Below are 26609 nucleotides of genomic sequence, written 5' to 3' on the forward strand. Positions count from 1 at the left end.
AACAACCGATCAATCAGCCCGCCACATTCCGGTTGGCCTCGATCACCGTCAACGCCGCCATGTTCACGATCCGGCGCACCGTCGCGCTCGACGTCAGGATGTTCACCGGCGCGTTCACGCCCAGCAGGAACGGCCCCACCGCCACGTTGCTGCCCGCCTCGGTCTTCAGCAGGTTGTACGCGATATTCCCCGCATCCACGTTCGGGCAAACCAGCAGGTTGGCAGCGCCCTTCAGCGGCGACATCGGCAGCAGCTTCGACCGCAAGCCTTCATCCAGCGCGCAGTCGCCATGCATCTCGCCGTCCGCCTCGATATCCGGCGCCTGCTCCCGGACGATCTCCAGCGCCCGGCGCATCTTCACGCCCGACGCCGCGCTCCCCGACCCGAAGTTCGACCGCGACAGCAACGCCGCTTTCGGCGTCAGGTTCAGCCATTCCATCTGGCGCGCCGCGGCGATCGTGAATTCCGCGATCTGCTCCGCGTCGGGATTGTCGTTGACGTGCGTATCCACCAGCGCGACCGTCCGCTGGTCGAGCAACAGGATGTTCATCGCCGCATAGGTCGACGCCCCCGGCTTCTTGCCGATCACTTCGTCGACGAACCGCAGGTGGTTGTGATACTCGCCCACCGTCCCGCAGATCATCCCGTCCGCATCGCCGAGCCGCACCATCATCGCGCCGATCAGCGTCAGGCGGCGGCGCATCTCGACCCGTGCCATCTCCTTCGAGATGCCGTCCCGGCAGCGCAGCTCCCAGTACTTCGTCCAGTACTGCGGGAAGCGCTCGTCATATTCCGGATTGGTTACTTCGACGTCCTGACCGAGCCGGATCCGCAGGCCGAACCGCTCGATGCGCGCGAGCAGCACCTCGGGACGCCCGACCAGGATCGGCCGCGCCAGCTTCTCGTCGACGATCACCTGCACCGCGCGCAGCACGCGCTCGTCCTCGCCTTCGGTAAAGACGATCCGCGCCTTGCCGCCGTCGCGCACCAGGCGACGCGCCGTCGCGAACAGCGGCTTCATGAACGCGCCGGAATGGTAGACGAATTGCTGCAGTTGCTCGACGTACGCATCGAGATCGGTCAGCGGGCGCTTCGCCACGCCGCCGTCCATCGCCGCCTTGGCCACGGCCGGCGCGATCCGAACGATCAGGCGCGGGTCGAACGGCTTCGGAATCAGGTATTGCGCGCCGAACGCCACGTCGTACGCACCGTAGGCCGCCGCGACGACTTCGTTCTGCTCTTCCTCGGCCAGCCCCGCGATCGCGTGAACCGCGGCGATCTCCATTTCGCGGGTGATCGTCGTCGCGCCGACGTCCAGCGCGCCGCGGAAGATGTACGGGAAGCACAGGACGTTGTTGACCTGGTTCGGGTAATCCGAGCGGCCCGTCGCGATGACGACGTCGTCACGCGTCGCATGCGCCAGTTCCGGGAAGATTTCCGGCGTGGGGTTGGCCAGCGCGAGGATCAGCGGGCGCGGCGCCATCGCCTTCAGCATGTCGGCGGTCAGGATGCCGCCGACCGACAGGCCCAGGAACACGTCCGCGCCGCCGATCACGTCGGCCAGCTTGCGCGCATCGGTTTCCTGCGCGAAGCGCGACTTCGCCGGGTCCATCAGCGTGGTGCGGCCGCGATAGACGACGCCCTCGATGTCGGTCACCCACACGTTTTCGACCGGCAGCCCGAGGTCGACCAGCAGGTCCAGGCAGGCGAGCGCCGCGGCGCCGGCTCCCGACGTCACGACCTTCACCTCCTTGATGGACTTCCCAACCACCTTCAACCCGTTGATGAACGCGGCGGAGACGGTGATGGCGGTGCCGTGCTGGTCGTCATGGAAGACGGGGATCTTCATGCGGTCACGCAGCTTCTGCTCGACCGTGAAGCACTCGGGCGCCTTGATGTCCTCGAGGTTGATGCCGCCGAAGGTCGGCTCGAGGCCGGCGATGATGTCGACCAGCTTGTCCGGGTCGGTTTCGTTGATCTCGATGTCGAAGACGTCGATCCCCGCGAACTTCTTGAACAGCACGGCCTTGCCTTCCATGACCGGCTTCGACGCGAGCGGGCCGATGTTGCCCAGGCCGAGCACGGCCGTGCCGTTCGTGATCACGCCCACCAGGTTGCCGCGGCTCGTGAACCGGTGCGCCTGCAGCGGATCGGCGGCGATGGCCTCGCACACGCCCGCCACGCCCGGCGTGTACGCCAGCGCGAGATCGCGCTGGGTCACGAGCGGCTTGCTGGCGACGACCGAGATCTTTCCCGGGGTCGGAAATTCGTGATAGTCGAATGCTGCCTGCTGCTGCGTCTCAGTCTGTTTCATGTTTTTCGATCCGGGCTCGGGCGCCAGGCCAGTCCCGGCGCGATCCATGAAGGGGATTCTAGGGATCCGCCATAAGGTGTTGATTCTGTTTTAATATCGGCCCATCACTTTTTCATGATGCATACGTGACTAGTCAATGAATTTTGACGCAAACGACGTGGTCAGGCGGCTGGGTGCCCGCCTGAAGATGCGGCACCTGGTGCTGTTGCTGCAGATCCAGCAGCACGGGTCGCTGACGCGCGTCGCGGAACACATGGCCAGCAGCCAGCCCGCCGTGACGAACGCGCTGTCCGAGCTGGAGAGCATGTTCGGCACGCCGCTGTTCGAGCGCTCGTCGCGCGGCATGCGGCCCACCGCGCTCGGCGCGGTGGTGCTCGAACGGGCGAAGGCGATGATCAAGGATCTCGACCACCTCGCCCGCGAGATGGAGGCCGTCGCCGCCGGGCACGCGGCCCACCTGCACATCGGCGTGATTCCGTTCATTTCCGGACACATGCTGTCGGCGGCGCTCAAGCGGCTGCAGGCGCGCATGGAAAGGCGCCTGACCGTGACGATTCACGAAGGCACCAGCGATCAGTTGCTGCTGCAGCTCCGGGATCACGGCGTCGACATCGTGATCGGACGGGCCTCGTCGGCGATCGATCTGGGCCAGGTCTCGTTCGAGGTCTTGTACCAGCAACAGCCGCGCATGATCGCGAGCCGGCGTCTTGCCGCGAAACTGGCCCGCACCGCGCTCGACTGGCACAAGCTGCACGCGCTCGACTGGATTCTCGGCGCGCCGCATACGCCGATGCGCGAACAGGTCACCGACCTGTTCCTGTCGGCCGGCATCGCGCCGCCCGTCCCGATCGTCGAGAGTTACTCGTCCAAGCTGATCGGCGAAATGATCGCGTCGAGCGACGAGGCCGTGTCGATCGTGCCCGCCGATATCGCGGAAGAACTGGTGCGGATCGCCGGGGTGGCGATCGTGCCTTACTCGCTGGTGTGGACGCTTCCGCCCATCGCGTTGTTTACCCGCGCCGCCGAGTCGCGCTCGCCGGCGCGGGATCTGCTCGTCGACGCGCTGCGCGAGGTTTGCAGGGAGACTTACGGGGACGCGCAGCGGTAGGGTATGCGGAGACGGCACGGACGAAAGCACGAAACCGATACCGCCCGCGAACGATCGGTGATGCGTGATCCGACGGCCGGCGAAGGACCTCGATGACCGGCCATCTCCATCACGGGATCGCTAACCTGCGCGCCCCGGGTAGCCGCGCTTGTTCGAAGGTTTCGATCAGTTGCAACCGGTCGAAGCCACGCCCCCAGCACTGCCTTGCAAACCATTGTTAATCGATGGTACGGCAACCACGGACAGTCGTACACTGCCGCGACGGAATCGCCCTCGATCACACTGCCGCTCATGCGCATTTGATACAGTGACGCGATCGTTAGGGCTCGAAAGAATAATTCAAGGATTCATGCAGCACGGGGCGTAGATGAATTCACTTACAAAGTCATTCCTTGCACTTTCAACTCTTTGCATGCTCACCGCTTGCGCGACGCCATATCAAAGACTTGGAAGCTCCCTTACCGCGGGCGGATATACGGAAGAGCGGATCGACGAAGCAACCTATCGCGTCAAGTTCACGGGCAATCCCAAGACCTCGGACGAGAAAGTCGGCCGTTACCTCCTGTACCGCTGTGCCGATCTCACGCGCCAGATGGGCTTTCGGTATTTCGTGATGGTTCCCGAGGCACCCACCGGCGGATTGTCGATGGACGACCGCCCTCCCGCAGACCCGCATTTCGACCGGCAACTCCTGAGGAAAGTCGCGTACGGCGGCGTGATTTTCCTGCCGGGCGGCGTCTCGATTTCACGCAGCAAGTGGGTCACCATACACATGCTGCAGAACCCGAAAGCGGTACCGCTTCGCATGGTCGGCTGGGACGTGAATGAAGTGTTTTCGGCACTCGACGCCTACGTGCACAGCGACGGCGCCGCGCCCGGCCATGTTCCGGCGGCATCGGTGTTCGACCCGGTGGCCGGCAAGATCGCCTACCAGAGTCCTTTCGGCCCCTCGTCGTCGCGTCAGGACGCGCCCGAACACCCGTCCCGTTCCGGTGCGGTACCAATGGAGTCTCTCGACGGATTGTTGCCGGGAGGCAGCCATGCGCATTGATACGACTCGATACGTCGCGGCGCTTGCTTGCCTGTTCGGCGTGACGCTTTTCGGCGTGGGGCTCACGTCCACACGCGATGCTGTTGCCGCCGCCACGGATGCGTCGGCACTCTACGACAGGCTGAGCCCAATCGTGTGGCGTGTCGTGGTGGTGACACCCAATGGCAGGAAAATCGGAAGCGCCGTGGTCATAGGCGACGAGAAGGTGGTGACCAATTGCCACGTGCTGTCGGATGGCGTCTCAGCCGCCATCGTGCACGGCAACGTGAGTTATGGCGCCCGCCTGACCGAGCCGGACGCGGAGCGAGACCTGTGTGTGCTGTCGGTTGAAGGTCTTCATCTGCCGGGCGCCCAGGTCGCGCCGCTTGCTTCGTTGAAGATCGGTCAGCATGTTTACGCCATCGGTTCTCCGTTTGCGCGCGAGAACACGATGAGCGACGGCCTGATTTCCGGATTCGTCCGCGATCCGGATCGTGGCATCACGAGCATCCAGATCTCGGCGCCCATTTCTCCCGGCTCGAGCGGTGGCGGCCTGTTTGACGAGCGAGGAAGGTTGATCGGCATCACCGCCAGACAAATCTCGCCATCCCAGGCGGAAAACATCAACTTCGCGATACCGGCCGAATGGCTGGCAGACGTACCTGCGAGAGCGCGTCTGCAGCTGGCGCAGCGGTCCGGCAGCATGAACAAGGCAGAACCCGCAACCACGAACAAGGCATCCGAAGACCCCGTTCGTCCCGCGGATTTTCACAGATCGACGCCATCCGGCGTTGCGGTGCTGCTGAGCTCTCACGCATCATGGTCGAAAGCATGTGTCGCGCGCTTCACGCCACACATCACCGTGGTGCAGCCCCCCTTGCACGGGAGTATCGATATTCGGGAAGGCGACTATGCCATCGGACCCAACTCGCCATGCGCGGGGCAGATGGTTCACGGCGCACAGGTTTTCTATATTCCCGACACGAGTTTCAAGGGGCAGGAAACGGTGCGTTATGTCGCCGACAGTGTGCCTGGCGTAACCCGCACCGCCCTGATCGACGTACGGTGACTTCGACCGACGGTGGCTGCCCGTCGCGCTACGCGACCGGAAAGACAGCCTTCGTCGGACGCGGACGCCTGAATGACGCGTCCGGCCGCCAAAATCAGTCGCGTGACCGCCCCTCATTCAGTGCCGCGAGGCAGCTACTTGCCGGCCGCGAGGCGCCGCATGATTTCCGCTCGCTCGGCGCTCAGCACACGATCCGAGCCTTCGCCGCGGTCATAGCGCCGGGTCGTCCGGTAGGAAAACCGCTTCCTGTACAGGCTGGTGGCGGGATCGAACACCCACGCGTCGACGTCGAAGAAGTGCTTGCCGAAATGATCCTCGTTGTCGGCCCACACGAAGTCCGCCCGAACGAACACCGGATAGGGCGACACGTCCGGCACCTTCCACATCGCGCGGTCGGCCGACTCCGTCTGCGTGACTTCCGGCATCAGGTTCTCGATCTTGCCGTTCGCGCCATAACGCAGGATCGCCACGCGCTCCAGCATCCCGCTGCCGCCGCCCGAGAACATCCCCGAGAAGAACACCCATGAGCCGCCCGACGCAAGCGGCAACCGTTCGGACCGTGGCATCAGTCCGAACTGGTAAAACTCCTTCGGCGAATTGGGAAGCGGCGCAGGCGGCATCTGGAAGCACGGCGCACGCTCGGGAAGCACGCAGAGTTTCGCGCCGGACAGCGGGAGCCCGTCGCTATCCGTCCGGCCCTCCGCCTGGGTGAAACGCGGGAATGCCAGCTCGCTGGAAGCAGCTTGAACGCCGGTGACGCCAACGACGGAAAGGCCCAGGATCACCCCAAGCGTTTTACGGAACCCGCGCATGCACCTGCCCTCTTCTCTCATGTTTTGATAGGCGCGAATTGTCGATGATCCGGCCGGTTCTGTCGAATGAGCGTGCTTGACGTGGCGTCAGGTACAACAGAGCGCTACTCAGCCGCCTTCTCGTACAGCGACCAGACGATCCCGTCCGATTTCAACCCGACGCGAACGAAGCCCAGCGACTCGTAGTAAGCGCAGAGCGTCACGTTCTCCACGGCGCAATCGAGTCGAACGAAACGCCGGTTCAAGCTGCTCACCTTGCGCGCGCACCAGTCGAGCATGAAGCTGCCGAGCCCATGCCCATTGAAACCTTCCCGCACGCACAGCCCGTGCACATAGCCGGCGATCGGTTCCTGCGGCCCCCAGTGCGTGTCCTCGTCGAAGGCGAGCGAGAACGTTCCGGCCAACGCGCCGTCCACTTCGACGACATACACGTCCTTTTGGGACACGTTGTTGCGTACCCACGCCTCGGAGAATCCGTCGCCTTCCTTGCCCCACACATGGTCGTCGTACGTGAGTTTCTTCGCGTGCGCGTCATTCCGGATCCGCGTCAGCACCGGTACGTCCTCTGCCGTTGCCCTGCGGATGCTTTTCGGGGTCATTGCTCGATTCTCCGTTGCAGCGAGTCGGTGAGGGAACAACCGCGATTCGCAGTTCACGGCTGCGTTGCCGGAAAAGTCCGGCATGCGGGTGCAAACCCGCCCGAAGCATTCGATGTGCCGCTACACAAAGCACCGCCTGCAATTTCATATCGACTGTCTCGGCCAGCCTTGACCGGATATTCACGCTCAATCAGCGCTCTTTCCGCCGCCGGAAGCTCCCCCCTCCGCCTGATGACACACCACCTCGATATTGTGCCCGTCCGGCCCGATGACGAACGCCGCGTAGTAATTCGCGTGATAGTGCGGCCGCAGCCCCGGCCCGCCGTTGTCCTTCCCGCCTGCCGCCAGCGCCGCGCGATGGAACGCCTCGACTTGCTGCCGGTTGTCGGCCACGAACGCGATGTGAAGATGCGCCGGTTTCTCCGACGTCTGGAACAGGCACAACGAAGGCTTGCCCGGCGGAGAGATCTCAATGCCGTACGACGGCTCGCCTTCGCCCTGCACCACGACGCCAAGCGGCTCGAGTGCGCTCAGGAAAAACGCCTTGCTGGCCGCAAAGTCGGTCACACCGAATTTGACATGGTCAAACATGACTCCCCCTCGGATAGATGGGTCTGCCGGCACCCGGATGGAATGTGGAAATCACCGCGATGTTGCCACACGTCGCCGTCGCCGGCACCCCTGCTCGCGACCGAACAAAAAAAGCCCGACACCGTCGGGCCAACAAGCGAGATACAAGGAGACATCCCGCTCACCCCTCATCGAGCGGTCACACCGTGCTACAGAACGTCATCGCGATGCCGGCGACACCCAACGGTCGCGCACGACCTTGCAACCGGTCGTCGGTCGCCACGCCTGCCTGAAAGGATTCGGAAATGAACCACTACTGAGAAACCGGCGCACCGGATGATCCGTCCGTCGGCATCGTCGGCAGGGGAATGGCCGCGCTGTTCGACCCGCTGCCCGTTGCGCCGACTGAATTCGTGGTGCCCGTTTGTCCGCGGCGGCCGCGGTGCGTGCCGCGCGCGACCGGCGGCGCGCTCGCGGCGACCGGCGGTATCGGCGGATGGGCGATGTACTGGAAGTTGTCGTTGATCGCGCTGTTGCCCGTATCGAACGACCGGTGCACGAACACGCTGCTGGTCACGGGCTCGCTGGCTTGCGCGAACGCCGACGGCAGGGCGGACACCGTCGCGGCTACCGCCGCCGCACTCAACGCGGCGATCCGCACAAGCGAGCCGGCATCGTGGACTGTCGGGCGTACTGTCACGCTACGTTTCCTCCAATGTGCATCCGGTCGGCGATCGTTCGGCCGCCGGTGGCGCCCGCCCGAAAAATTGGCCCGCACCTGAAAGCGCGGGCCAAGCCGAAAACACAACAACGCCTTGGGGGGTATCAAGGCGAGACCAGTCTAGCCCGAGTCGCCGGCAAGAAAATTTCAGGCGAAATTACAGCTATTACTCCATATGACGAAGCCTCGGTCGCCGTCGTGTGCGGCCAAGTGGCGACACATCGTCCTTGAGCCGGTGTAACGGCTCGGCGCCGCGTGTCGTTCGCCGGCGTCGCCTCTGGTTGATGGGGTAACGCCGACGCGCATCAATCTTCCACTTGCCTGACAAACGCAGTCGCGGTCAAAACCCGTGGCGGCGAAATTCGCGCAAGCCGTGGACACAATACGCAGGCGCAGCAACAGTCCGGATCAACGCGCACCGGACAGATGCAACGTGAACCACTCCACCGCCGCCTGACTGGTTGCATCGAAGTGCTCGATGTACGGCGTGAAATGTCCGCCCTTGATCATGAGCAGCCGCTTCGACTCCAGCGCACTTCCCCACGCCTTGAGGCAAAGGTCGGTGGGGGTCAGCAGATCCTGGTCGGCCACGATCATCAGCAACGGGGTGGGCGAGATGCGATCGACATACTGGCCCGGCTCGTTCTCGCGCGACAGCTCGGCGCTGCGCAGCGTCACTTCGTTTTTCCAGTTCGGTGCGAACTGCGCTGCCGACTCGGTGAAGAACCGGTAGGCATCCGCGCCCGCCATCGCGCAGGCTGCCGCGGGATCCGCGCTGACTGCCGGCAACATCGCAGGCGCGCCGCCCGCGAATCGCTGCCGGCGATCTTCATCGAAGCGAGCCAGCGTCGCCGGCGCCAGATCGGAACGCGTACGGCGCAACGCCGATTGATACCCGCTGATCGTCGGCACCTGCGACACCACGCATTTGACGCGCTGGTCGATCGCCGCCACTTCGAGCACGTGGCCACCGCTGTAACTGGTGCCCCAGATGCCGATGCGTGCGGCGTCGACGTCCGGGCAGGTGAGCAGATAGCTGATCGCATCGCGATAGCCGCGCTTCTGTTGCACGGGGTCGATCTCCTGACGCGGATATCCGTCGCTCGCGCCGAAATTCCGGTGATCGTAGAGCAGCACGCCAAAGCCGCCGGCAACGAACACCTCGGCATAGCGGTCCAGATATTGTTCCTTTACGCCGGAGAAGCCGTGCGCCATCACGATGGCCGGATACGTTGCGGTATCGGCGATGCGCTGCGCAGGCTCGTAGTACCAGCCTCGCAGCGTGGCACCTTCGGACTGGAATTCGACGTCGTGTCGCGTCATGTCGGCTTGCCTCGTTCGGTGAGTGATTCGATGACCGACACGATAAGCGTGCGCGCCACGCCCTGCGTTTGCTGGAAAGACGTTTGCTACGCGGAATCGGACAGTTTCGCGTAAGCGCTGGGCGTCATGCCGGCAAACCGGCGAAACACGGTCGAGAAGGCGCTCGTGGTTTCGTAGCCGAGTTCGGCCGCGACGGCGATCACGGCGCGCCCGGACGCCAGCAGCGGGCGCGCGGCCGAAATCCGGGCCTGCTGGCGCCACTGGCTGAACGACAACCCGGTTTCGGCGGTGAACAGCCGGGCCAGGGTCCGGCTCGACGCGCCGACTTCATCGGCCCACTCCGTCAGCGTTCGTTGATCGGCCGGATTCGCCAGAATCGCGTCGCAGACTCGGGCAAGACGCCGGTCCTGGCCGGACGGCAGCCGCAACGGTTGCTCGGCCGACCACTCGATTTCGGCCAGCATGAGCTGGATGACGAGATCGTCGCGGCCGTCGGGATGGGTCTCGACCGGGAACGACGACGCGCGCACGATCAACTCACGCAGCAGCGGCGACACGTTGACCAGGCTCGGCTGATCCGGAGTTGCCGATCGGTACGCTTGCGGGTCGACGTAGGCGGTACGCATTTCGAGCTGCCCGTGGGCGCGCATCGCGTGCGGCAGGTCGGGCGGAATCCACAGTGCCCGATGCGGCGGAATCATCCAGAGCGACTGGCACGCGACGACTTCGGCGATGCCGGTCGTCGTATAGACGAGTTGTGCGCGCGAGTGCCGGTGCTCTGCGACGACGAAACCGTCGGGGAAGGCTTTCGGCATGACGGCGGCGATGCCGGGTGCATGCTGGTAGTCGCGCGGGTCGGTGCTCTTCGTGACGGGTGCGATACCAGCACGCTTCGGGGCTGCCGTCGCGTTTCGCTCGTTCGCTTTACCGTGGCCGCGCCCTTCGACCTTCATCGCTCGTCCTCTCGTTTGTGCGGAATCGCCCGGTCGTGCGATCCCGGCGAATCGGACGGATGATACGGGAATGCCGGATACCTGGAATCCGGGAATGAAGCGGCGAATCGGTGATGCGACCGCGCTGCCGATTCGCTGTAGCGGGGACTCGATACGTCGCGCTGAATTCCGATTTCGCCCGTTTCAACAGCATGCTGCGCGATATTGGAAGCTCGATTCCGCGCTGCTATCGTTGTGCACCTTTTGACGACTTCGGAGCGGGAGATACATGCCCTTGATCTTGCGTCGAGCGATTGCAGCTGATGCTGCAGAGGTGGCTGAAGTCTATCTACGGTCGCGCAACATGCTGGCATCGTATGCGCCGCTCGCGCATTCGGAAGCCGCCGTCCGCGATTGGGTTGCCGAGGTGCTGGTTCCGTCGGGCAACGTCACCGTTGCCGTAAACGAGAACCGCATCGTCGGCATGGCCGCGCACGCTGTTGCTGATTGCGTTGCATGGCTCGACCAGTTGTATGTGCATCCCGAATTCAAGCGACGAGGGATCGGGTCTTCCCTCCTCGAATCGGTGAAGTCGCAGACGGTTGGCAAGCTCCAGCTCTACACGTTCCGGATGAATCGCGATGCCGCTGCGTTTTACGAGCGGCAGGGATTCGTTGCGATTGCATACAGCGACGGAAGCAGGAACGAGGAAGGGTGTCCTGACGTTTTGTATTGCTTGACGCGGTAGCTTCCGCCCGGGTGGCCAGAATCGCCCGTCCGTTGTCGGTCGGGCTGGATACCGACTTCCTGGCGACTAGCCGGGACCGTCGCTGGCGGCCGCGAGAAGCGGCACGACCAGATCGCTGATCGGTGTCGGAATGCCGTGAGATCGTCCGTACCGCTGTACAACGCCGTTTCGGCAGTCCCATTCGAGGGGGCGATTACCCTGCCGGTCGGCAAGAATGGACGTACCCAAATCGGGCGGAGCGCGATGGAACCCTTCGACGATCTCCTGCGGCACGTCATCGCCCAGCTTCGCGCCCTCCGCACGGGCGACTTCGAGACATTCCCGCAGGTAGGCGATTGACAGTACGGTGATGTCGCTTCGCGAGAACATGCCGGCGCGGCGACCGGTCAGCACCATGAGTCCCGCCGCTGCGTTCTGCAGCAGCTTTCGCCATGCGAGCGAGATGAAATCGTCCGCAACCTCGACCGAGCATCGCGTGCCGCTCAAAGCCGAGACCACCACGCTGCTCGACGGTGTATCGGGCAGGGTGAGTCGAGGCTCACCTCGCAACCACACCGACGAACCCGATTCGCGTTGCGCTGGAAACCAGACGATCGATGGCACGACTGCAGCGCCGCCTGCATACGGTGTGAACGTGGTTTTCTGCTCGACGCCGTTTTGCAGCACACAGACGACAGTATTCGCATCGCAAAGCGCGGAGACCCACGGCGCCGCGCTTGCGACCTGCGTCGACTTGACCGCAACGAACACCAGATCGAACTTTTCCTTGACCGCTTGCGGATCAGTCAATACGGGCCCAGGCACGACGATCTCGCCACCGTCAAAGCGCAACGCCAGCCGCTCGTGCGCCGAGCGCCCGCAGATCGCCGGCGTGCGGCCGACTTCATGAAGCGCTGCGGCTACGGTCGTTCCGATTGCCCCCGGACCGACGAGGGCGACGGTTGGGTAATCAGCCTTTGTCATCGTGTTCATCCTGTTTGGTCATCTGCCAGATGCGGGCGCAGTGCGAGGGCAAGCGGAAAAATCGCCAGGGCAGTCAACGCGGTGGCATACGTGGCGCCATGCACACCGATGCTGTCACCCAGGAAACCGTAGAGAACGGGCGATATCGCGCCCGATGCAATCGTCCCCGTGTAGAACAGTGCGAATGCACGCTCGGTGCGCTCGGGCGCGGACATCTCCGGAACGGTTCCGTACAGCACGGAGGACGTGCCGTTGAGCATCATGCCCAGAATCGGCAGCAGCACCATGCTCGGCCCCAACGGAAGATACATCACCGCCACGATGCACGCAGCCGTGCCGCCCTCCGTGAGCAGCACCGTACGCACCACACCCATGCGTGCGCCAATCCAGCCACACATGAACTTGCCGGCCGCCCCACCCATGAAAACAAGCGCGAGTGCCGTTCCCACCAGTTGAGGCGAGACGCCCTTTGCCGCAAGCAGGAAAGGCAAAAAGGTAAGCAGTCCCATGCGTACGGCCGTATCGAGCACGCCGATGGAAAACAGGGCCGAGAATCCGCCGCCCCAGGTGCCACTGCGCGGAGCGGACGATTGCTCTTTTACCGCCGCCTTCCCGGCGTCGCGCGGCACATCAGGAAACGAGACCGCGATGACTGCGGCAACGACGAAGCCCAATCCGGAAACGATCCAGAGCGCGTGACGCCAGGGCATCATGGTCACGAGCAGCGAAATGGCTGCCGGCAGCGCGGATTTCCCCAGATCGCCGGAGAAGTTGTAAACGCTCAGCGGACCTCTCGCATCACGCCCGTAGGTGCGGGAGATGGCGCCCGATGCAATCGGATGCTGCGTGCTGGATCCGCCGCCCGAAATCGCCAGCGCCACGCTCAAACCAAGCAGGCCGCCCGACATGCCCGCGACCGCATAGCCAAGCGCGGCGAGCAGCGTGCCGATCGCGAGGGTGACGCGGCTGCCCAGGCGTTGCGCGAGACGTCCCGCGGGCAACTGCAGCATTGCCATCGCGCCCGCATAGATGCCGCGCAGGATGGCCAGGGCCGCAAAGTCCAGCCCGAAGTCCGACTGCCAGACCGGTAGCAACGCATAGATCATGTCCGTATAGCCATCGTGCACGGCATGCGCAACGCAAGACAGCCACAGCACGCGCGGTCGTGAGGGCCCGCTCTCCCGCATGACGGGAGGGGAAAAAACCGGCAGGCGCATCGTCATCTTCTCCGTGCGAGTGGTTGGCGGAAGCCGCTCGTGGCGTCGCTCTCAGGCTCGACGCGTCGATTTTATGACCGAGGCATCCGCCCTTTCAATTGAGCTAAAATCGCGCCAACGGAGAGAAAAAGTCACGTCATGAACGAAAACCGGAGTGCCGCGAAGCGTCGGGACGCGTTGCCCCCGCTCAATGCGCTGCGCGCTTTCGATGCGGTCGCGAGGCACGGCAGCTTCGCGGGCGCCGCGGAGGAACTCCATGTCACCCACTGGGCCGTCGGAAAACAGATCAGGCTGCTGGAAGACTGGTTCGGCCTGCCGTTGTTCGACCGTCGTCCGCGCGGCGTCGTGCTCACCGACGAAGGCGCGGCCTTGCTGAGCGACGTCAGCAACGCGTTCGAGCGCCTCGGTACCGCGGTGGTACGGCTGCGCCACGACACGGTCAAGCACCGGATATCAGGCGTCGTGCGGGTGAATGTGACGATGAGCTTCGCGCTTTGCTGGCTGCTGCCGCGGCTCGCCGATTTCCATTTGCGATACCCCGACATCGACGTCAGCGTGTCGACGACTTCGCGCAAGCTGCGCTATGTCGCCGACGCTTTCGATATCGGCGTTCGCTCCGGTCCGGAGCATGGCGCGGGCGTCGTATCGCGCCCGTTGATGCCCGACCTGCGCGTACCGGCCTGCAATCCCGCATTGCTGCGCCAGCATCCGATACAGAGCGTGACCGACCTGCGCCATCACACCCTGCTGCATTCGGCCACGACGCGCTCCGCCTGGTCGCACTGGTTGCAGGAAGCAGGTGTGCCCGACCTGCGGGCAGCGCGCCACGTCGAATTCGATCACGTGAATCTTCAGTTGGGCGCGGCCATCGAGGGGCTGGGCGTGGCGCTGGCATCGCTGCCGCTGATCAGGCGCGATCTCGCCGAGGGGCGCCTCGTGTGCCCCATCGCCTCCCCTGCATGGCGCGCCGACGACTACATGCTCGTGACGAACACCCATCGCGTCGACGATGCCGCCGTGTCCGCGTTCGAGCAATGGATGGAAGGCATGGCGCGCCAAGAGGCTGGCTAGGCGCGCGGATCAGGCCCGGTGGTACGACTTCCGGGCCCACACGCTGCGGCTACGCGTCGGGCACACGATGCTCCGCCGATGAATGGCTGTTACGCATCACATAATGCGCAGAAACATCCCCGCCTTCTCGGGCAACACCGACGGTTGAAAACCGTAGCGCTCGTAGAACTTCGGTGTCCCATGATCCGCCATCAGGCTGACATAGGCGGTGGGCGGCGCATGCTCGTGAACGTAGCCCATGAGTGCCTGCATGATCAGGTCGCCCACGCCCTTCTTCTGGTGAGCGGGCAACACCGCGATATCGACGATCTCGAAGAAGCAGCCGCCATCGCCGATTACGCGGCCAATGCCAACCGGATCGCTGTCGCAGTAGGCCACAACGCTGTAAAGGCCATGCTTCAATCCGATCGTCGCGGCCTGCTCCGACTTCCTGCTCAACCCTGCGGCAAGACGAATGCGAATGTAGTCGGATACCGACGGGACTTCCTGTCGAACGACGTATGCCATGCGAACCCTTCAGGTTAGCCGTACCGACCAATGGACCGACCTCGCTGCGCACGAGTCCATCGAACCATGAACCCGAACGCGCGCATCGGACACGACCATGAGCATGACCATCAATCCGGCGAGACAGCACACCGCAGGCGCACACCCCCACTGTCCACTGCCTCGCCAAATCCGCCAAGCGCCTCAAAGAATCCGGTTCAACGCATCCGCAAACCGCCCAACCGCCCCCTCGACATCATGCAGCTTGTCGAGCCCGAACAACCCCAGCCGGAAGGTCTTGAAATCCTCCGGCTCGTCGCACATCAGCGGCACGCCGGCCGCGATCTGCAACCCGACGTCGGCAAACTTCTTCCCGGTTCGAATCCCGTCGTCGTCCGTATAACTCACCACGACACCCGGCGCCTCGAATCCTTGCGCCGCCACGCTCCGGAAACCCTTCTCGGCCAGCAACGCACGAATCCGCTTGCCCAGCTCGAGCTGCTCCGCTTTCACCTTGTCGAAGCCGTACGCCTCGGTTTCCTTCATCACGTCGCGCAGCGTCGTGAGACTGTCCGTCGGCATCGTCGCGTGGTACGCGAACCCGCCACCTTCATACGCTTCCATGATCTGCAGCCACTTGCGCAGATCGCACGCGAAGCTGGTGCTGGTCGTGCCGTCGATGCGTTCGCGGGCCCGCTCGCCGAGCATCACCATCGCGCAGCACGGCGACGCGCTCCAGCCCTTCTGCGGCGCGCTGATCAGGATATCGACGCCGCTCGCCTGCATGTCGACCCACACCGTGCCGGACGCGATGCAATCGAGCACGAACATGCCGCCGACCGCATGCACGGCGTCGGACACCGCGCGCAGATACCCGTCGGGCAACATCATCCCGGATGCGGTTTCGACGTGCGGCGCAAACACCAGATCCGGCTTGTGTTCGTTGATCGCGGCGACCACTTCGTCGATCGGCGCCGGCGCATAGGCGGCCTGCCGTCCCGCTTCGACCGGGCGCGCCTTCAGCACCGTCGTTTCGGACGGAATGCTGCCCATGTCGAAAATCTGCGACCAGCGGAAGCTGAACCAGCCGTTGCGGATGACGAGACACTTCTTGTTGGTGGCGAACTGCCGCGCGACGGCTTCCATGCCGAACGTCCCGCTGCCGGGGACGATCACGACGGACTTCGCGTGGTAGACCTTCTTCAGCGTGCCGGAGATGTCGCGCATGACACCCTGAAAGCGCTGCGACATATGGTTGACCGAGCGATCGGTGTACACCACCGAATATTCGAGGAGACCCTCGCGGTCAACATCGGGAAGTAATCCTGGCATGCTCGCCTCCGGTGAAAGATGAACGATGGAATCTGGGCGAGCAGTGTCCGTGATGCGATACCGCGCTGCACCCATGCAATTGCGTTATTTTCTCGACGAAAGCAGATTCTAACGAAGGCCGCGCGCCGCTTGGAGCCTATTTTGTCGGCTGTCCGCCGCAGGCGTGACGGAGCGCCGCCGCCGGCCGACGCGCCGCGCTGCAACGGAGCCGCCGCGCCCCCCGGCTGAAGCGCCCGCCCCGTGGCCGTCCACGCGCATCGTTGCAGCGCACGACGCCCGCGAAGCCCTGTTCCATGTACGGGTAAATGGCACGTCCGCCGCATGCCGCCTACCATGTCGGCTCCCCCTTCACGACAGAGTCTTCGATGATCCCCAACCGCGCATCATCCCAGCAGCCGTCGGCCGATCCCGCGCTCGCCGAGCGCATCGATGCGGTACTGTCCCGCCAACTCGACACGCAACGCCTCGTCGGCGTGGTCGTCCTGGTCGCACGCGACGGCGAGCTCGTCTATCGCCGCGCAGCCGGGTTCGCCGATCGCGAAGCACGCACGCCGATGCAGGAGGACACGCTGTTCAGGCTCGCGTCGGTGACGAAGCCGATCGTCTCGGCGGCGGCCATGGCGCTCGTTGCCCGGCACCAGCTGTCGCTCGACGACGACGTCACGAAGTGGCTGCCCGAATTCCGCCCGGCGCTGCGTGACGGCAGCGTGCCGGTGATCAAGGTGCGCCACCTGCTCACGCATTCGGCCGGCCTCGGCTATCGCTACGCGGAAGCCGACGCGGCGGGCCCGTATGCACGCGCGGGCGTCTCCGACGGGCTCGATGGCGCATCGATCACGCTTGCCGAGAACCTGCGCAGGATCGCGAGCGTGCCGTTGCAGTACGCGCCCGGCACCGGCTGGAACTATTCGCTCTCCATCGACGTGGTCGGCGCGGTGATCGAGGCCGTCACCGGACAGCCGCTCGCCGATGCGGTCGATGCGCTGGTGCTCCGCCCGCTCGGCACCCGCGACACGGGATTCGTCGCACGCGATGCCGCACGGCTCGCGACGCCTTACGTCAACGACACGCCGCAGCCGCACCGGCTCGCCGAGAACGAAGCCGTACCCATCTACGAAGGCTCCGTCGGCGTGACGTTCTCGCCGTCGCGCGCGCTCGACAAGGATGCGTTCGCATCGGGCGGCGGCGGAATGGTCGGCACCGCCGGCGACGTGCTGAACGTACTGGACACGCTGCGGGCGGGCGGCGGCGCCATTCTGCCGGCCGAGCTGGTCGACGAGATGGGCCGCATCCACACCGGCAACCTCGCGTTGCCCGACCTGCCCGGCGCAGGTTACGGGATCGGGTTTTCCGTGTTGCGCGACCCGCGCGCGGCGCTGTCGCCGGAGTCGCCGGGTACGTGGCGCTGGGGCGGCGTCTACGGTCATTCGTGGTTCGTCGACCGCGCACGAGGGCTCACCGTCGTGTCGTTGTCGAACACGCTCTACGAGGGGATGAACGGCCCGTACACGCTCGATCTGCGCGACGCGGTCTACGGCGTCGGCTGACACGCGCCATGTCATTGCACGCGCAACAAAAAAGGCCCGACACGGTCGGGCCAATGAGGTGAGACACAAGGAGAATCCCGCCCACCACACCGGGCGGGTCACGCCGCGCTACACGACGTTCTTTTCGACGATGGGCCGGTTCTCCAGCACGCGCGCCCAGCCGAGCGTCGACAGGTCGAGCGTGTCGTAACGCCCGCCCAGAATGAGTTCACTGACGCCGCGCCCCGTCGCCGGCCCCTGCTGCAACCCGTGGCCGCTGTAGCCGTTCGCGAACACGACGTTGTCGAGGTCCGGGTGATACCCGATGATCGCGTTGTGGTCGAACACGTTGTACTCGTAGTACCCCGACCAGCAGTTCTCCACGCGCAGCGCCTCGAACTCAGGCACGCGGTTCGCAAGCGTCGGCCAGATCACCTCGTCGAACAGGTCGTGGTCGACTTCGTCGAGCGGCAGGTCGTCCGGGTCGCGATCCGGGCTCGGCGACGTCCCGCAGATATACGTGCGCCCTTCCGGCCGGAAATACACGCCGGTCGGGTCGATCAGCAGCGGGCAATCCGTGAGCTTCGCCGGCGACGACACGTTGAAGATGCTGCGGCGCCGCGCATACACGGGGATGTCGATGCCCATCATCGACGACAGCGTGCGCGTCCACGCGCCGGCCGCGTTGACGAGCGTGTCGCACGCATAGCGTTCGCCGTCGGCCGTGACCACGTGCGTCACCTTGCGGCCGTCGCGCACCACGTCCTTCACGTCGGACGGCACATAGCGCGCACCGAGCGCCTGCGCCTTCTTGCGCAGCGCCTGCACGAGCCCGTAGCCGTCGAACCAGCCTTCGCCGCTCACGCCATACGCACCCGACACGAGATCGTCGACGTTCAGCCACGGGAACTTCGCGCGCAGCGCATCGCGATCCATCAGCCGGATGTCCGCGCCGAGGCTCGTCTGCAGCGCGTGGTTCTCGCGCAGCGTCGCGTCGCCCGCCGGCGTCGCGAGAAACAGGTAGCCGCCTTCGTGCAGGTCGATCGACGGCTGGTGGCCGTCCACTTCGAGGCGCTCGCCGATCGTGCGCAGGAAGTCGATGCCGAACAGCGACATCTCGATCGACAGCGGCGTCGAGAACTGCTGGCGAATCGACGCGGCCGACAACGCCGACGACGAGCGCGCATAGGTGGGGTCGCGCTCGATCACGGTCACGGAAACCGTGGGATCGGTGGCGCGCAGGAAATAGGCGATCGAGCTGCCGATCACACCACCGCCGACGATGACGACTTGAGAACTCACGACTGACTCCAGTTGCACAGATGGGGCGCGGCCAGCCGGCCCCGCCCGTAGGTTGTTCGTGCCGCGTCACGCGCGGCGTCGCGCGGGCAGACTCGTGCGGCTGCCACACCGGCGTGCGCCGCGATCGTCATCGATCGCTGATGGCATTTCAGCACGTCCGGCAGCGCCGCGAAAGTCCGCGCGCGCGGGTGGCGTTCAATCCGCCGATTTCGTCGTGACGGGCTGCCACGCGGCGTTCTTCACCTCATACAGCGTCGAGCTCGGGTTCTTCAGGTCGCCCGTGTTCGTGAACGCGATCGTGCCCGTGATGCCGTCGTAGCGCGTGCCCTTCAGCGCGCCGTTGAAATCGGCCGGCTTCGTCGAGTTCGCCTTCTGCATCGCGTTGATCGCGATCCACGTCGCGTCGTACGCGAACGGCGCGTACGCGAGCATGTCGATGCCGTACTTCTGCTTGAATTTCGTTTCGAATTCCTTGCCTTTCGCGAGGCGCGCCAGCGGCTGCCCGTATTCCCACACGGACGCGCCTTCCGCCGCATTGCCGGCCAGCTTGATGAAGTTCGCGTTCATCACGCCGCCGCCCGCGAGGAACTGCGCGCGGATGCCGAGCTGGCGCATGCGCTTCACGAGCATCGCGGCCTGTGCGTCGAGCCCGCCGAAGAACACGAGATCGGCGTTGGTGCTCTTGATCTTCGTGAGCTGCGCGCTGAAGTCCACCGCCTTGTCGTTCGTGAATTCACGCGCGACGATCGTGCCGCCGTTCGCCTTCACCGACTTCTCGAATTCGTCGGCTTCGCCCTGGCCGAACGCGGTGCGATCGTCGATGATCGCGATGCGCTTCGCCTTGGTCACGCTCGCCGCATACGCGCCTGCGTTGCCGGCGTTCTGCGTATCGGTCGCGATCACGCGGTACACGGTGCCGAGCCCGGCGCGCGTGATGTCGGGATTGGTCGCCGACGGCGTGATCATCGGAATGCCGGCCTTCGCGTAGATCTTCGACGCGGGCAGCGTCGTGCCCGAGTTGAAGTGGCCGATCACGACGGCCACCTGCGCGTCGGCGAGCTGCTGCGCGGCCTGCACGCCGGTGCGCGGATCGCTCTGGTCGTCCTGCGACGCGACGACGAACTTCACGGGCTTGCCGCCCACCGTCGTATGCGCGGCATTCGCTTCGTCGACGGCCATGCGCACGCCGTTCTCGATGTCCTTGCCGTAGGCGGCGCCGCCGCCCGTCAGCGGGCCGGCCACGCCGACCTTGACGACCGTCTCCTGCGCGTGAACCGCGCCGGTCTGGAGCGCGAGGATCGCGGCGGTCAATGCGACGCCGGAAAGCGAACGAATGCGGAACGTCATGACAATCCTTGTTCTGGGGGCCGGGATGCAACGCGCGAATCGCCGCGCGTCGGCAACCTCCCGCGTGCCGGTCATGTCGTCCGCCTGCGGGGCGTCATGCAACGCTCCTGCCGGCCGGTCGAATCGCCGCGGCTCCGTCTCCGAAGAGCCTTTCATCGCGAAAGAGGTGAATGGATTGTGGATAGCCAATACCCGTGCAGCAAACGAAATATCGGAACTATGTTGTGAGGATTTGTCATCAAGTTCCGCGTACGCGGGCGGCCCGCGGCCCACGCAACGGTGGGCCGCGGGTAAATCGCTACCGTGGAATGCCGCGCCGGCGCCCGGCCATCAAGGCCCGCCGTGGTCATGCCGGCGGCGCATCATCGTTGCGATGACGGCCCGGCCGGCCATCGCGACGCCCGCGGCGCCGCGTCATCGGTCAGTGCCGATCGGTGCCCGTCTCGTTGCGCACCGCATCGGCCGCCTCGCCGGCCTGCTCCTGCATCTTGCCGGCCTCTTGTTCAGCGACGCCTTCCGCTTCCGTCTCGCGGTCGCCCGTGACCTTGCCGAGCGCTTCCTTGACCGAACCCCTAACCTGCTTGAGCTTGCCTTCGATGCGATTCCTGTCCATGGTCGTCTCCTGCGATGGTGGGAGAGAGCCGGCGGCGTGACGGCCTGCGTCGCACCGCCGAGTGGACAGGATCGCAAGCGCAGGCCGCGCGCGGCAGATGCGGATGCACCAGCGCACCTGGTGCATTCGTACCGCCGACGTCAGTCCTTGTCCTTCGCGCCGCCCTTCTCGCCACGCGCGCCGTTCGCATCGGCCGCGCCGACGATCCCGCGTTCGCGCGCCCACACGATCGCCTCGGCGCGGCTGTGCACGTCGAGCTTCGCGTAGATCGTCGCGACATGGTTGCGCACGGTGTTCGGCGCGAGCCCGAGGCGGCCGGCGATTTCCTTGTCGGCGAGACCATGGCACAGCAGGTCGAACACATCGCGCTCGCGTGCAGTCAGGTCCGACAGCTGGGCGCCAGCATCCGGCGCATTCGCACGCCGCACGTTCGCGAGCTTCTCGATCAGCGTGCGGCTGAACCACGATGCATCCTGCATCGCCGTTTCGATCGCGTAGACGAGCTCCATCTCCGTGCGCTTGCGGTCGCTGATGTCGAGCAGCGCGACGAGCAGGCAGTCGCGCCCGTGAATCGCGACGGGATCGGCCGACACGACGCAATCGCGCACGTCGCCTTCGCGCGTGTGGATCTGCACGTCGGCGTTGCGCACGCTGCCGTCGCGCGCGAGCTGGCCCTCGATGCGCTGCCACGCGCCGCGCTCGGCCCATAGCCCGATCTCGTCCGCGGACTTGCCGAGCAGGTCGTCCTGCGTGTGGCCCGTCATCGCGGCGAACGCGTCGTTCACGTCGAGCAATTCGAAGCGGTCGGCGGTGACGATCGCGGTGGCGACCGGCGCCATCCGGAACGCCGTCGCGAAGCGTTCCTCGCTCTGCCGCAGCGCGCGTTCGGCCTGCTTGCGCGGCTCGAGATCCATGAACGTGAACAGCATGCACGCCTCGTCGTTCATGTCGATCGGCTGCCCGGCGACCACCACGGCCTTCGTGCCGCCGTCCGCGCGCTTCAGCACGGCCTCCATCTGCGGGATCGTCGCGCCTTCGCCGAGCCGCTCGATCGCGAGGTCGCGCCGCTCGGCCTGGTCGAGCACGTCGATCTCGTACACCGAGCGGCCGAGCACGTCGTCGCGCGCGTGGCCGGTCAGGTCGAGAAAGCCCTGGTTGACCTTCACGTAGCGCAGGTCGTCGAGCCGGCAGATCACGGCCGGCGCAGGGTTCGCGTTGAAGGTGCGCTCGAAGCGTTCCTCGGCGCTCGCCCATTCGGTCGCGTCGTGCAGCACGAGCGCGAGGCAATCGGGCTCGCCGGCCGCGTTCGTCAGCACGAGGCTGCGGATGCGGTGAACCCAGCTCACGGTTTCGTCGGCGGCCGATTCCACTTCGACCGTCACGTCGCTGAACTCCTCGCCCGCGATCACGCGATCCATCGGATAGTGGCCGTCCCGCACCGGATGGTTGTTCCGGTAGCGCAGCCGGAAACGCTCGCGGTAATCGGTGACGGTCGCGCCGAGCGCCTTCAGCTCGGTCACGCCGTGCATCGCGAGCGCAGCCTCGTTCGCCCAGACGATCCGCTGGTCGGGCTCGATCAGGATCACGCCCTCGGTGAGCCCTGCGATGATCTGGTGCAGCTGGCGCCGATCGGTATGCGACTTCAGCGCCTGTTCGTTTACCTGTTCGTTCATCGAATGGTTGTCCCTGTCGTCAGCATGACTGCCGGCCCGGTTGCCGCCACGTCGACACGCGCCGGCCGGCGCGTGTGGCGATGATCGCGTGCCGCACCGGGGCTTGACAGTCGCGAATGCACTATTCGTCATAGTACATGCGCACGGCCTGCCCCACCGTGCGGTGTCCCGCCGATCCCCGAAGCACCCGCTGCACCTGCTTTCCACACGCCCCGGCCGACAGGCGCACCCCCGCCCCCTTCCCGACACCCCGTGCAAACGCACTAGCCGATCAGGTGAATTTGCGCGATGTCCACGCCCGTTTGCATCGGTACGCTGGTACTGCATCGGCGCTCATGCGCTGCCTTCCGAACCGCAGAGGAGAAGCACGATGAAGCTGCATCAGACACCCGATCCGACGCGGCCCGAACCGGCCCCGGACAATCCGCCCGAACCGCCGCCCGGCACCGATCCGCCGGTGCCGCTGCCGCCCGACGTGCCGCGCCCGGACATGCCGCCGCGCGAGCCCGGTTACGACACGCCGATCGCCGGTTGATCCGGGCACGCGCCGTGCTCGGCAGTCAATCCATTCACCACGCCACTCGAAGGAGAACATCAATGAACAAGACCTCGCACCTTTCGACGCTGCTCGCCGCCAGCGCGGCTTTCCTGCTTTGCGCCGCACCGCTCACGAATGCGCAGGCGCAAGCCTCGTCCACCGACAGCGGCATGACGGCCGAATCGAACCAGCCCGTCACCGACACGTGGATCACCACCAAGGTGAAGGGTGAGCTCGCGACCACGGACGGCGTGAAGAGCACTGACATCAGCGTGAAGACGGTCGACGGTGTCGTCACGCTCACCGGCGTGCTGCCGACGAAGGTCGCCGTGAAAAAGGCTATCGCCGTGACACGCGCGATCAAGGGCGTGAAGCACGTCGACGCATCCGGCCTGAAGGCGAAGGCCTGACCTCCCGGCGCGGCATGCCGCCGCGCCTTTTATCCCTGCATGACAAGGAGCACATGATGAACGAGGACAAGATCAAGGGTCAGTGGAAGCAACTCTCGGGCAAGCTGAAGGCCAAGTGGGGCAAGTTGACCGATGACGACCTGAAGGTGGCCGACGGCAATCGCGAGTATCTGGCCGGCAAGATCCAGGAGCGTTATGGCATCGCTCGCGATGAAGCCGAGAAGCAGTTGAAGGAATTCGACCGCGAGCTGTAACGCGATAGCGTTTCCATCGCGCTTCAATGCAACCGCCGCGGCGCCCACGGCGTCGCGGCCACCAGGACAACGACATGGGCAAATACCTGATCGCCTGGCTGCTCGGCGTGCCGGTCGGGCTGCTGGTGCTGTTCTTTCTGATCACGCACGTCTTCTGAGCGTGCCGGCTCGATCAGAGTCGATCAAAACAACTCGTTTTTCAGGGAGATAAACAATGAAATTTCTTTCGATCTCGGTCGCCTGCATCGCCTTGATGACCGCTTCGATCCCGGGATTTGCGGCAGGGTGCCTGAAGGGCGCGGCCGTGGGCGGCGTCGCCGGCCATGTCGCGGGGCACCACGGGGCAGTGGGCGCGGCCGCGGGCTGCGCGATCGGCCACCACCACGCGGCAAAGAAAGCGAAGGCGGCAAGCGCGGCAACGGCCGCGTCGCAATAAACGCTTCGACGGGGCCGGCGGACGTTCGCCGGAACCGCCGGCGTTGCGCCGCGCGCCGGAGGCCGCAGGTAAAGGCGTGACCGCCGGATTTACAAAAATTTCGCCAATCCAGAGGAAAAATCGTTCATGGATATGCATGGCTTGATCATATGGCTGGTCATCGGCGCCATCGCCGGCTGGCTTGCGGGCGTGCTCGTCAAGGGCGGCGGTTTCGGCCTGCTCATCGACATCGTCGTCGGAATTCTGGGCGCGGTGATCGGCGGCTGGCTCGCCGGCGTGCTCGGGATCGGCTTCAGCGGGATCCTCGGGTCGATCGTCATCGCCCTCATCGGTGCGGTGATCCTGTTGCTCGTGATTCGCCTGTTCAACCGCGCAATGTGACGGGTCATCGAGCGCGCCGGCGAAGCGCCCCGTCAAAAAACTTCACAATGACAGGTTCGACGCCATGACGGACGAGCCCGGTGTTCAACACCGGGCTCGCGACACTTAGTGCCCCTTGTAGAGTTCGAGCAACTGGCTCTGCAAGGCCGTCATGTCCTTGTCATGCTGCATCTGCAGCTTCGCCATCGCTTCGTTGTGCCGCATTTCCATCGCCATCATCTTTTGCTGGATGCCGATGGCCTGAGTACGCTGCTCGGGCGCGAGCTTGTCCATCATCATCATGGTCCAGTCGCTGGTATGCGACATGTAGGTGCCGCTGCGACCAATGCCGCCACCGTCTGCCTGTGCCGCACCCGCAACGAGCAGGAACGGAAGGGCGCCACACAGCATGAGCTTGCGAATCGGGTTCATCCGGGTTCTCCTGTCAAGAAAGGACGTCGGGAAGCGCCCGTGTCGCATGCACGGGTTTCCTGAGCGTGTGTCATGAACTGCCAGCTGACCTCAAGGCCTCGTCCAATCCATCGACCCGATGATCGAAAGGCGTCTCCGTGATACGTGCTGCGACGAATCGGCCGATGAATGCTGGTTCGACTGGCGAGACGTTTGTCGTCCCATACCGGCGGATATGACACGGCTCGATGAGATTTTCGGAGGCGCGTGATCCCGCGCGTCCGGCCGTGGCATCCGTGACGACCCTTCCCCGAAATGACAAACGCCCTGCATTCGCAGGGCGCTTCATGCCGCGGTTCGTGCGTGCGCCGGCCGATCGGTCGCGGCCGGTGCAGCCCCCGCTGTCCTGTCGTTACTTCGCCGCGTTCGCCGTCATCTTGAAGATGCCCTGCGCGTTGCCCGCATCGAAACGCAGGTCGGTCACCCAGCGGCGCGCCGCCTGGTCGAACGTGCGCTTGCGCGTGATGAACTCGTAGAACGAACCGGGCACGTTGCGCTTCACCGTGCCGCCGTCGCGCGTACGGAATTCGCGTTCGACGGTATCCGCGCGATACGCGGTCTGGAACACCCGGCCCGAGCGCGAGCGCTCGACTTCCGGCTTCATCGGCCGGCCCTTCGCCTTCTCGTCGTCGGACAGCTTGAACACGTCGGCGACGCGGTCGGTCGCGTGGTTGAACGCGTTGCCTTCGGTCGCGATCCACGCCATTTCCGCCGATTCGAGCAGCAGCGTTTCGTAGTCGAGTTCGTTCGGCAGGTCGTGCTGGCGCGAGAACGCGCCGACGATCTCCGGCAGCAGCGCGTGCGCGGCCTCCAGCGGCAGCCAGCCTTCGCGCTCGACTTCCCACAGCAGCGCGACGGCCGCCGGCGATAGCGGATCGCGCGACGTGCTCACGACGTTCGTCACGGCCTGCTGGAATTCCTTCGAGAAACGCTCCGGGTGCAGTTCGCTGACGAAGAACTGCGCGATTTCGTCCGGTGCGTCTTCATGCGCATACGCGCGGCCGGTCATGCCGAGCTTGTCGAGCGGGTAACGGCCGTTCAGGCGAAAGCCGAGCGGACGCAGGATGCGCGTGAACGCGGCCTCGCCCGGCGGCAGCGCGCCGGTGTGCGGCCAGCGCACCGTGCGCAGCGCGCCGTGGTCGAAATAGACCGAGCCGCCGCTTTCGACCGCTTCGGCCGTGTACGCGCGGCCGTTCGCCGACCGTTCGAGCAGCCCTTCGAACAGCGCCATGTTCATCGCCTGCGCGATTTCCGCGCGCGTCACGACGCCGTCCTCCCATTCTTCGAGGATGGCCGGCATGTTCAGGGTCGAGAACAGGGCGTCGGTCTTCGCCTGTCCCAGCAGCTTCGTCAGCAAGCTCTCGATATTCGGATTGCGCATCAG

The 26609-nt window shown here is 65.1% G+C and carries 29 protein-coding genes; 12 read left to right on the plus strand and 17 right to left on the minus strand.

What is annotated here, in order from left to right; all coding sequences use genetic code 11:
* Nucleotides 1-13: 13 nt before the first annotated feature.
* On the minus strand, nt 14-2314 hold the full coding sequence (locus CFB34_RS01420; RefSeq protein WP_089443298.1) for an NADP-dependent malic enzyme: 2301 nt from the start codon (nt 2312-2314) through the stop codon (nt 14-16).
* A gap of 136 nt (nt 2315-2450) precedes the next feature.
* Here CFB34_RS01420 and CFB34_RS01425 point away from each other — a divergent pair, with 136 nt between their 5' ends.
* From CFB34_RS01425 to CFB34_RS01435, 3 genes are all read left to right on the plus strand, one after another.
* A complete protein-coding gene (locus tag CFB34_RS01425) occupies nt 2451-3422 on the plus strand; it encodes a LysR substrate-binding domain-containing protein (protein WP_089443299.1) in 972 nt (323 codons plus the stop codon).
* A 367-nt stretch (nt 3423-3789) separates the two neighbouring features.
* Nucleotides 3790-4473, plus strand: a complete 684-nt coding sequence (locus CFB34_RS01430; protein ID WP_179243698.1) for a hypothetical protein — start codon at nt 3790-3792, stop codon at nt 4471-4473.
* A complete protein-coding gene (locus CFB34_RS01435; RefSeq protein ID WP_179243697.1) occupies nt 4463-5521 on the plus strand; it encodes a serine protease in 1059 nt (352 codons plus the stop codon). Before CFB34_RS01430 ends, CFB34_RS01435 begins: the two co-directional genes overlap by 11 nt.
* A gap of 134 nt (nt 5522-5655) precedes the next feature.
* On the opposite strand, the gene CFB34_RS01440 is transcribed toward CFB34_RS01435, so the two are convergent.
* The 6 genes from CFB34_RS01440 to CFB34_RS01465 all read right to left on the minus strand — a co-directional run bounded on the left by CFB34_RS01440 (nt 5656) and on the right by CFB34_RS01465 (nt 10499).
* Nucleotides 5656-6087 (minus strand): hypothetical protein, encoded by a 432-nt coding sequence (locus CFB34_RS01440; protein WP_242808536.1) that lies wholly within the window; start codon nt 6085-6087, stop codon nt 5656-5658.
* Nucleotides 6088-6437: 350 nt separating this feature from the next.
* On the minus strand, nt 6438-6932 hold the full coding sequence (locus tag CFB34_RS01445) for a GNAT family N-acetyltransferase (protein ID WP_089443302.1): 495 nt from the start codon (nt 6930-6932) through the stop codon (nt 6438-6440).
* Nucleotides 6933-7118: 186 nt separating this feature from the next.
* Nucleotides 7119-7523 carry a VOC family protein gene (locus CFB34_RS01450; RefSeq protein WP_089443303.1) on the minus strand — a complete coding sequence of 135 codons (405 nt, stop codon included), beginning with the start codon at nt 7521-7523 and terminating at the stop codon, nt 7119-7121.
* A gap of 292 nt (nt 7524-7815) precedes the next feature.
* A complete protein-coding gene (locus CFB34_RS01455) occupies nt 7816-8202 on the minus strand; it encodes a hypothetical protein (protein ID WP_143329528.1) in 387 nt (128 codons plus the stop codon).
* Nucleotides 8203-8631: 429 nt separating this feature from the next.
* Nucleotides 8632-9546, minus strand: a complete 915-nt coding sequence (locus CFB34_RS01460) for an alpha/beta hydrolase (RefSeq protein ID WP_089443305.1) — start codon at nt 9544-9546, stop codon at nt 8632-8634.
* A gap of 86 nt (nt 9547-9632) precedes the next feature.
* On the minus strand, nt 9633-10499 hold the full coding sequence (locus CFB34_RS01465; protein ID WP_089443306.1) for a helix-turn-helix transcriptional regulator: 867 nt from the start codon (nt 10497-10499) through the stop codon (nt 9633-9635).
* 268 nt (nt 10500-10767) lie between these two features.
* Here CFB34_RS01465 and CFB34_RS01470 point away from each other — a divergent pair, with 268 nt between their 5' ends.
* Nucleotides 10768-11226 carry a GNAT family N-acetyltransferase gene (locus CFB34_RS01470; RefSeq protein WP_089443307.1) on the plus strand — a complete coding sequence of 153 codons (459 nt, stop codon included), beginning with the start codon at nt 10768-10770 and terminating at the stop codon, nt 11224-11226.
* A gap of 66 nt (nt 11227-11292) precedes the next feature.
* Here CFB34_RS01470 and CFB34_RS01475 read toward each other — a convergent pair whose 3' ends face one another.
* On the minus strand, nt 11293-12189 hold the full coding sequence (locus CFB34_RS01475; protein WP_089443391.1) for an oxidoreductase: 897 nt from the start codon (nt 12187-12189) through the stop codon (nt 11293-11295).
* A gap of 5 nt (nt 12190-12194) precedes the next feature.
* Nucleotides 12195-13406: an MFS transporter gene (locus CFB34_RS01480; RefSeq protein ID WP_089443392.1), complete on the minus strand. Its 1212-nt coding sequence runs from the start codon at nt 13404-13406 to the stop codon at nt 12195-12197.
* 138 nt (nt 13407-13544) lie between these two features.
* Here CFB34_RS01480 and gcvA point away from each other — a divergent pair, with 138 nt between their 5' ends.
* The gene (gcvA, locus tag CFB34_RS01485; protein ID WP_089443308.1) at nt 13545-14477 is read left to right on the plus strand and encodes a transcriptional regulator GcvA; all 933 of its coding nucleotides are present in this window, start codon (nt 13545-13547) and stop codon (nt 14475-14477) included.
* A gap of 96 nt (nt 14478-14573) precedes the next feature.
* On the opposite strand, the gene CFB34_RS01490 is transcribed toward gcvA, so the two are convergent.
* A complete protein-coding gene (locus CFB34_RS01490; protein ID WP_089443309.1) occupies nt 14574-14984 on the minus strand; it encodes a GNAT family N-acetyltransferase in 411 nt (136 codons plus the stop codon).
* Nucleotides 14985-15167: 183 nt separating this feature from the next.
* Nucleotides 15168-16295 (minus strand): aminotransferase class V-fold PLP-dependent enzyme, encoded by a 1128-nt coding sequence (locus tag CFB34_RS01495; protein WP_089443310.1) that lies wholly within the window; start codon nt 16293-16295, stop codon nt 15168-15170.
* Between the two features lie 365 nt (nt 16296-16660).
* On the opposite strand from CFB34_RS01495, the gene CFB34_RS01500 reads away from it, so the two are divergent.
* On the plus strand, nt 16661-17842 hold the full coding sequence (locus CFB34_RS01500; protein WP_089443311.1) for a serine hydrolase domain-containing protein: 1182 nt from the start codon (nt 16661-16663) through the stop codon (nt 17840-17842).
* Between the two features lie 108 nt (nt 17843-17950).
* On the opposite strand, the gene CFB34_RS01505 is transcribed toward CFB34_RS01500, so the two are convergent.
* The 4 genes from CFB34_RS01505 to CFB34_RS01520 form a co-directional block, all read right to left on the minus strand.
* Nucleotides 17951-19123 carry an FAD-binding oxidoreductase gene (locus CFB34_RS01505; RefSeq protein WP_089443312.1) on the minus strand — a complete coding sequence of 391 codons (1173 nt, stop codon included), beginning with the start codon at nt 19121-19123 and terminating at the stop codon, nt 17951-17953.
* Between the two features lie 195 nt (nt 19124-19318).
* Entirely contained in the window at nt 19319-20470 is a 1152-nt protein-coding gene (locus tag CFB34_RS01510; RefSeq protein ID WP_089443313.1) for a branched-chain amino acid ABC transporter substrate-binding protein, read from the minus strand.
* A 421-nt stretch (nt 20471-20891) separates the two neighbouring features.
* Nucleotides 20892-21083, minus strand: a complete 192-nt coding sequence (locus tag CFB34_RS01515) for a CsbD family protein (protein WP_089443314.1) — start codon at nt 21081-21083, stop codon at nt 20892-20894.
* A 140-nt stretch (nt 21084-21223) separates the two neighbouring features.
* On the minus strand, nt 21224-22756 hold the full coding sequence (locus CFB34_RS01520) for a helix-turn-helix transcriptional regulator (protein ID WP_089443315.1): 1533 nt from the start codon (nt 22754-22756) through the stop codon (nt 21224-21226).
* A gap of 370 nt (nt 22757-23126) precedes the next feature.
* Here CFB34_RS01520 and CFB34_RS01525 point away from each other — a divergent pair, with 370 nt between their 5' ends.
* The 6 genes from CFB34_RS01525 (at nt 23127) to CFB34_RS01545 (ending at nt 24775) form a co-directional block, all read left to right on the plus strand.
* Nucleotides 23127-23291, plus strand: coding sequence for a hypothetical protein (locus tag CFB34_RS01525; RefSeq protein WP_179243696.1), 165 nt, complete (start codon nt 23127-23129; stop codon nt 23289-23291).
* A gap of 62 nt (nt 23292-23353) precedes the next feature.
* Complete coding sequence (locus CFB34_RS01530; protein WP_089443316.1) at nt 23354-23704, plus strand: BON domain-containing protein; 351 nt, start codon at nt 23354-23356, stop codon at nt 23702-23704.
* 56 nt (nt 23705-23760) lie between these two features.
* Nucleotides 23761-23958 (plus strand): CsbD family protein, encoded by a 198-nt coding sequence (locus CFB34_RS01535; RefSeq protein WP_009694074.1) that lies wholly within the window; start codon nt 23761-23763, stop codon nt 23956-23958.
* Nucleotides 23959-23984: 26 nt separating this feature from the next.
* A complete protein-coding gene (locus CFB34_RS38990; RefSeq protein WP_256941090.1) occupies nt 23985-24116 on the plus strand; it encodes a hypothetical protein in 132 nt (43 codons plus the stop codon).
* Between the two features lie 56 nt (nt 24117-24172).
* Nucleotides 24173-24394 (plus strand): hypothetical protein, encoded by a 222-nt coding sequence (locus CFB34_RS01540; protein ID WP_089443317.1) that lies wholly within the window; start codon nt 24173-24175, stop codon nt 24392-24394.
* A gap of 126 nt (nt 24395-24520) precedes the next feature.
* Nucleotides 24521-24775 (plus strand): GlsB/YeaQ/YmgE family stress response membrane protein, encoded by a 255-nt coding sequence (locus CFB34_RS01545; RefSeq protein WP_089443318.1) that lies wholly within the window; start codon nt 24521-24523, stop codon nt 24773-24775.
* 105 nt (nt 24776-24880) lie between these two features.
* Here the strand turns inward: CFB34_RS01545 and CFB34_RS01550 are convergent, their stop codons facing one another.
* Nucleotides 24881-25186, minus strand: coding sequence for a hypothetical protein (locus CFB34_RS01550; protein WP_089460180.1), 306 nt, complete (start codon nt 25184-25186; stop codon nt 24881-24883).
* A gap of 391 nt (nt 25187-25577) precedes the next feature.
* Nucleotides 25578-26606 carry a DUF1338 domain-containing protein gene (locus CFB34_RS01555; protein WP_089443320.1) on the minus strand — a complete coding sequence of 343 codons (1029 nt, stop codon included), beginning with the start codon at nt 26604-26606 and terminating at the stop codon, nt 25578-25580.
* Nucleotides 26607-26609: the final 3 nt, after the last annotated feature.

The sequence above is a fragment of the Burkholderia sp. HI4860 genome, from assembly GCF_002223045.2.
In the GTDB taxonomy this organism is placed as follows: domain Bacteria; phylum Pseudomonadota; class Gammaproteobacteria; order Burkholderiales; family Burkholderiaceae; genus Burkholderia.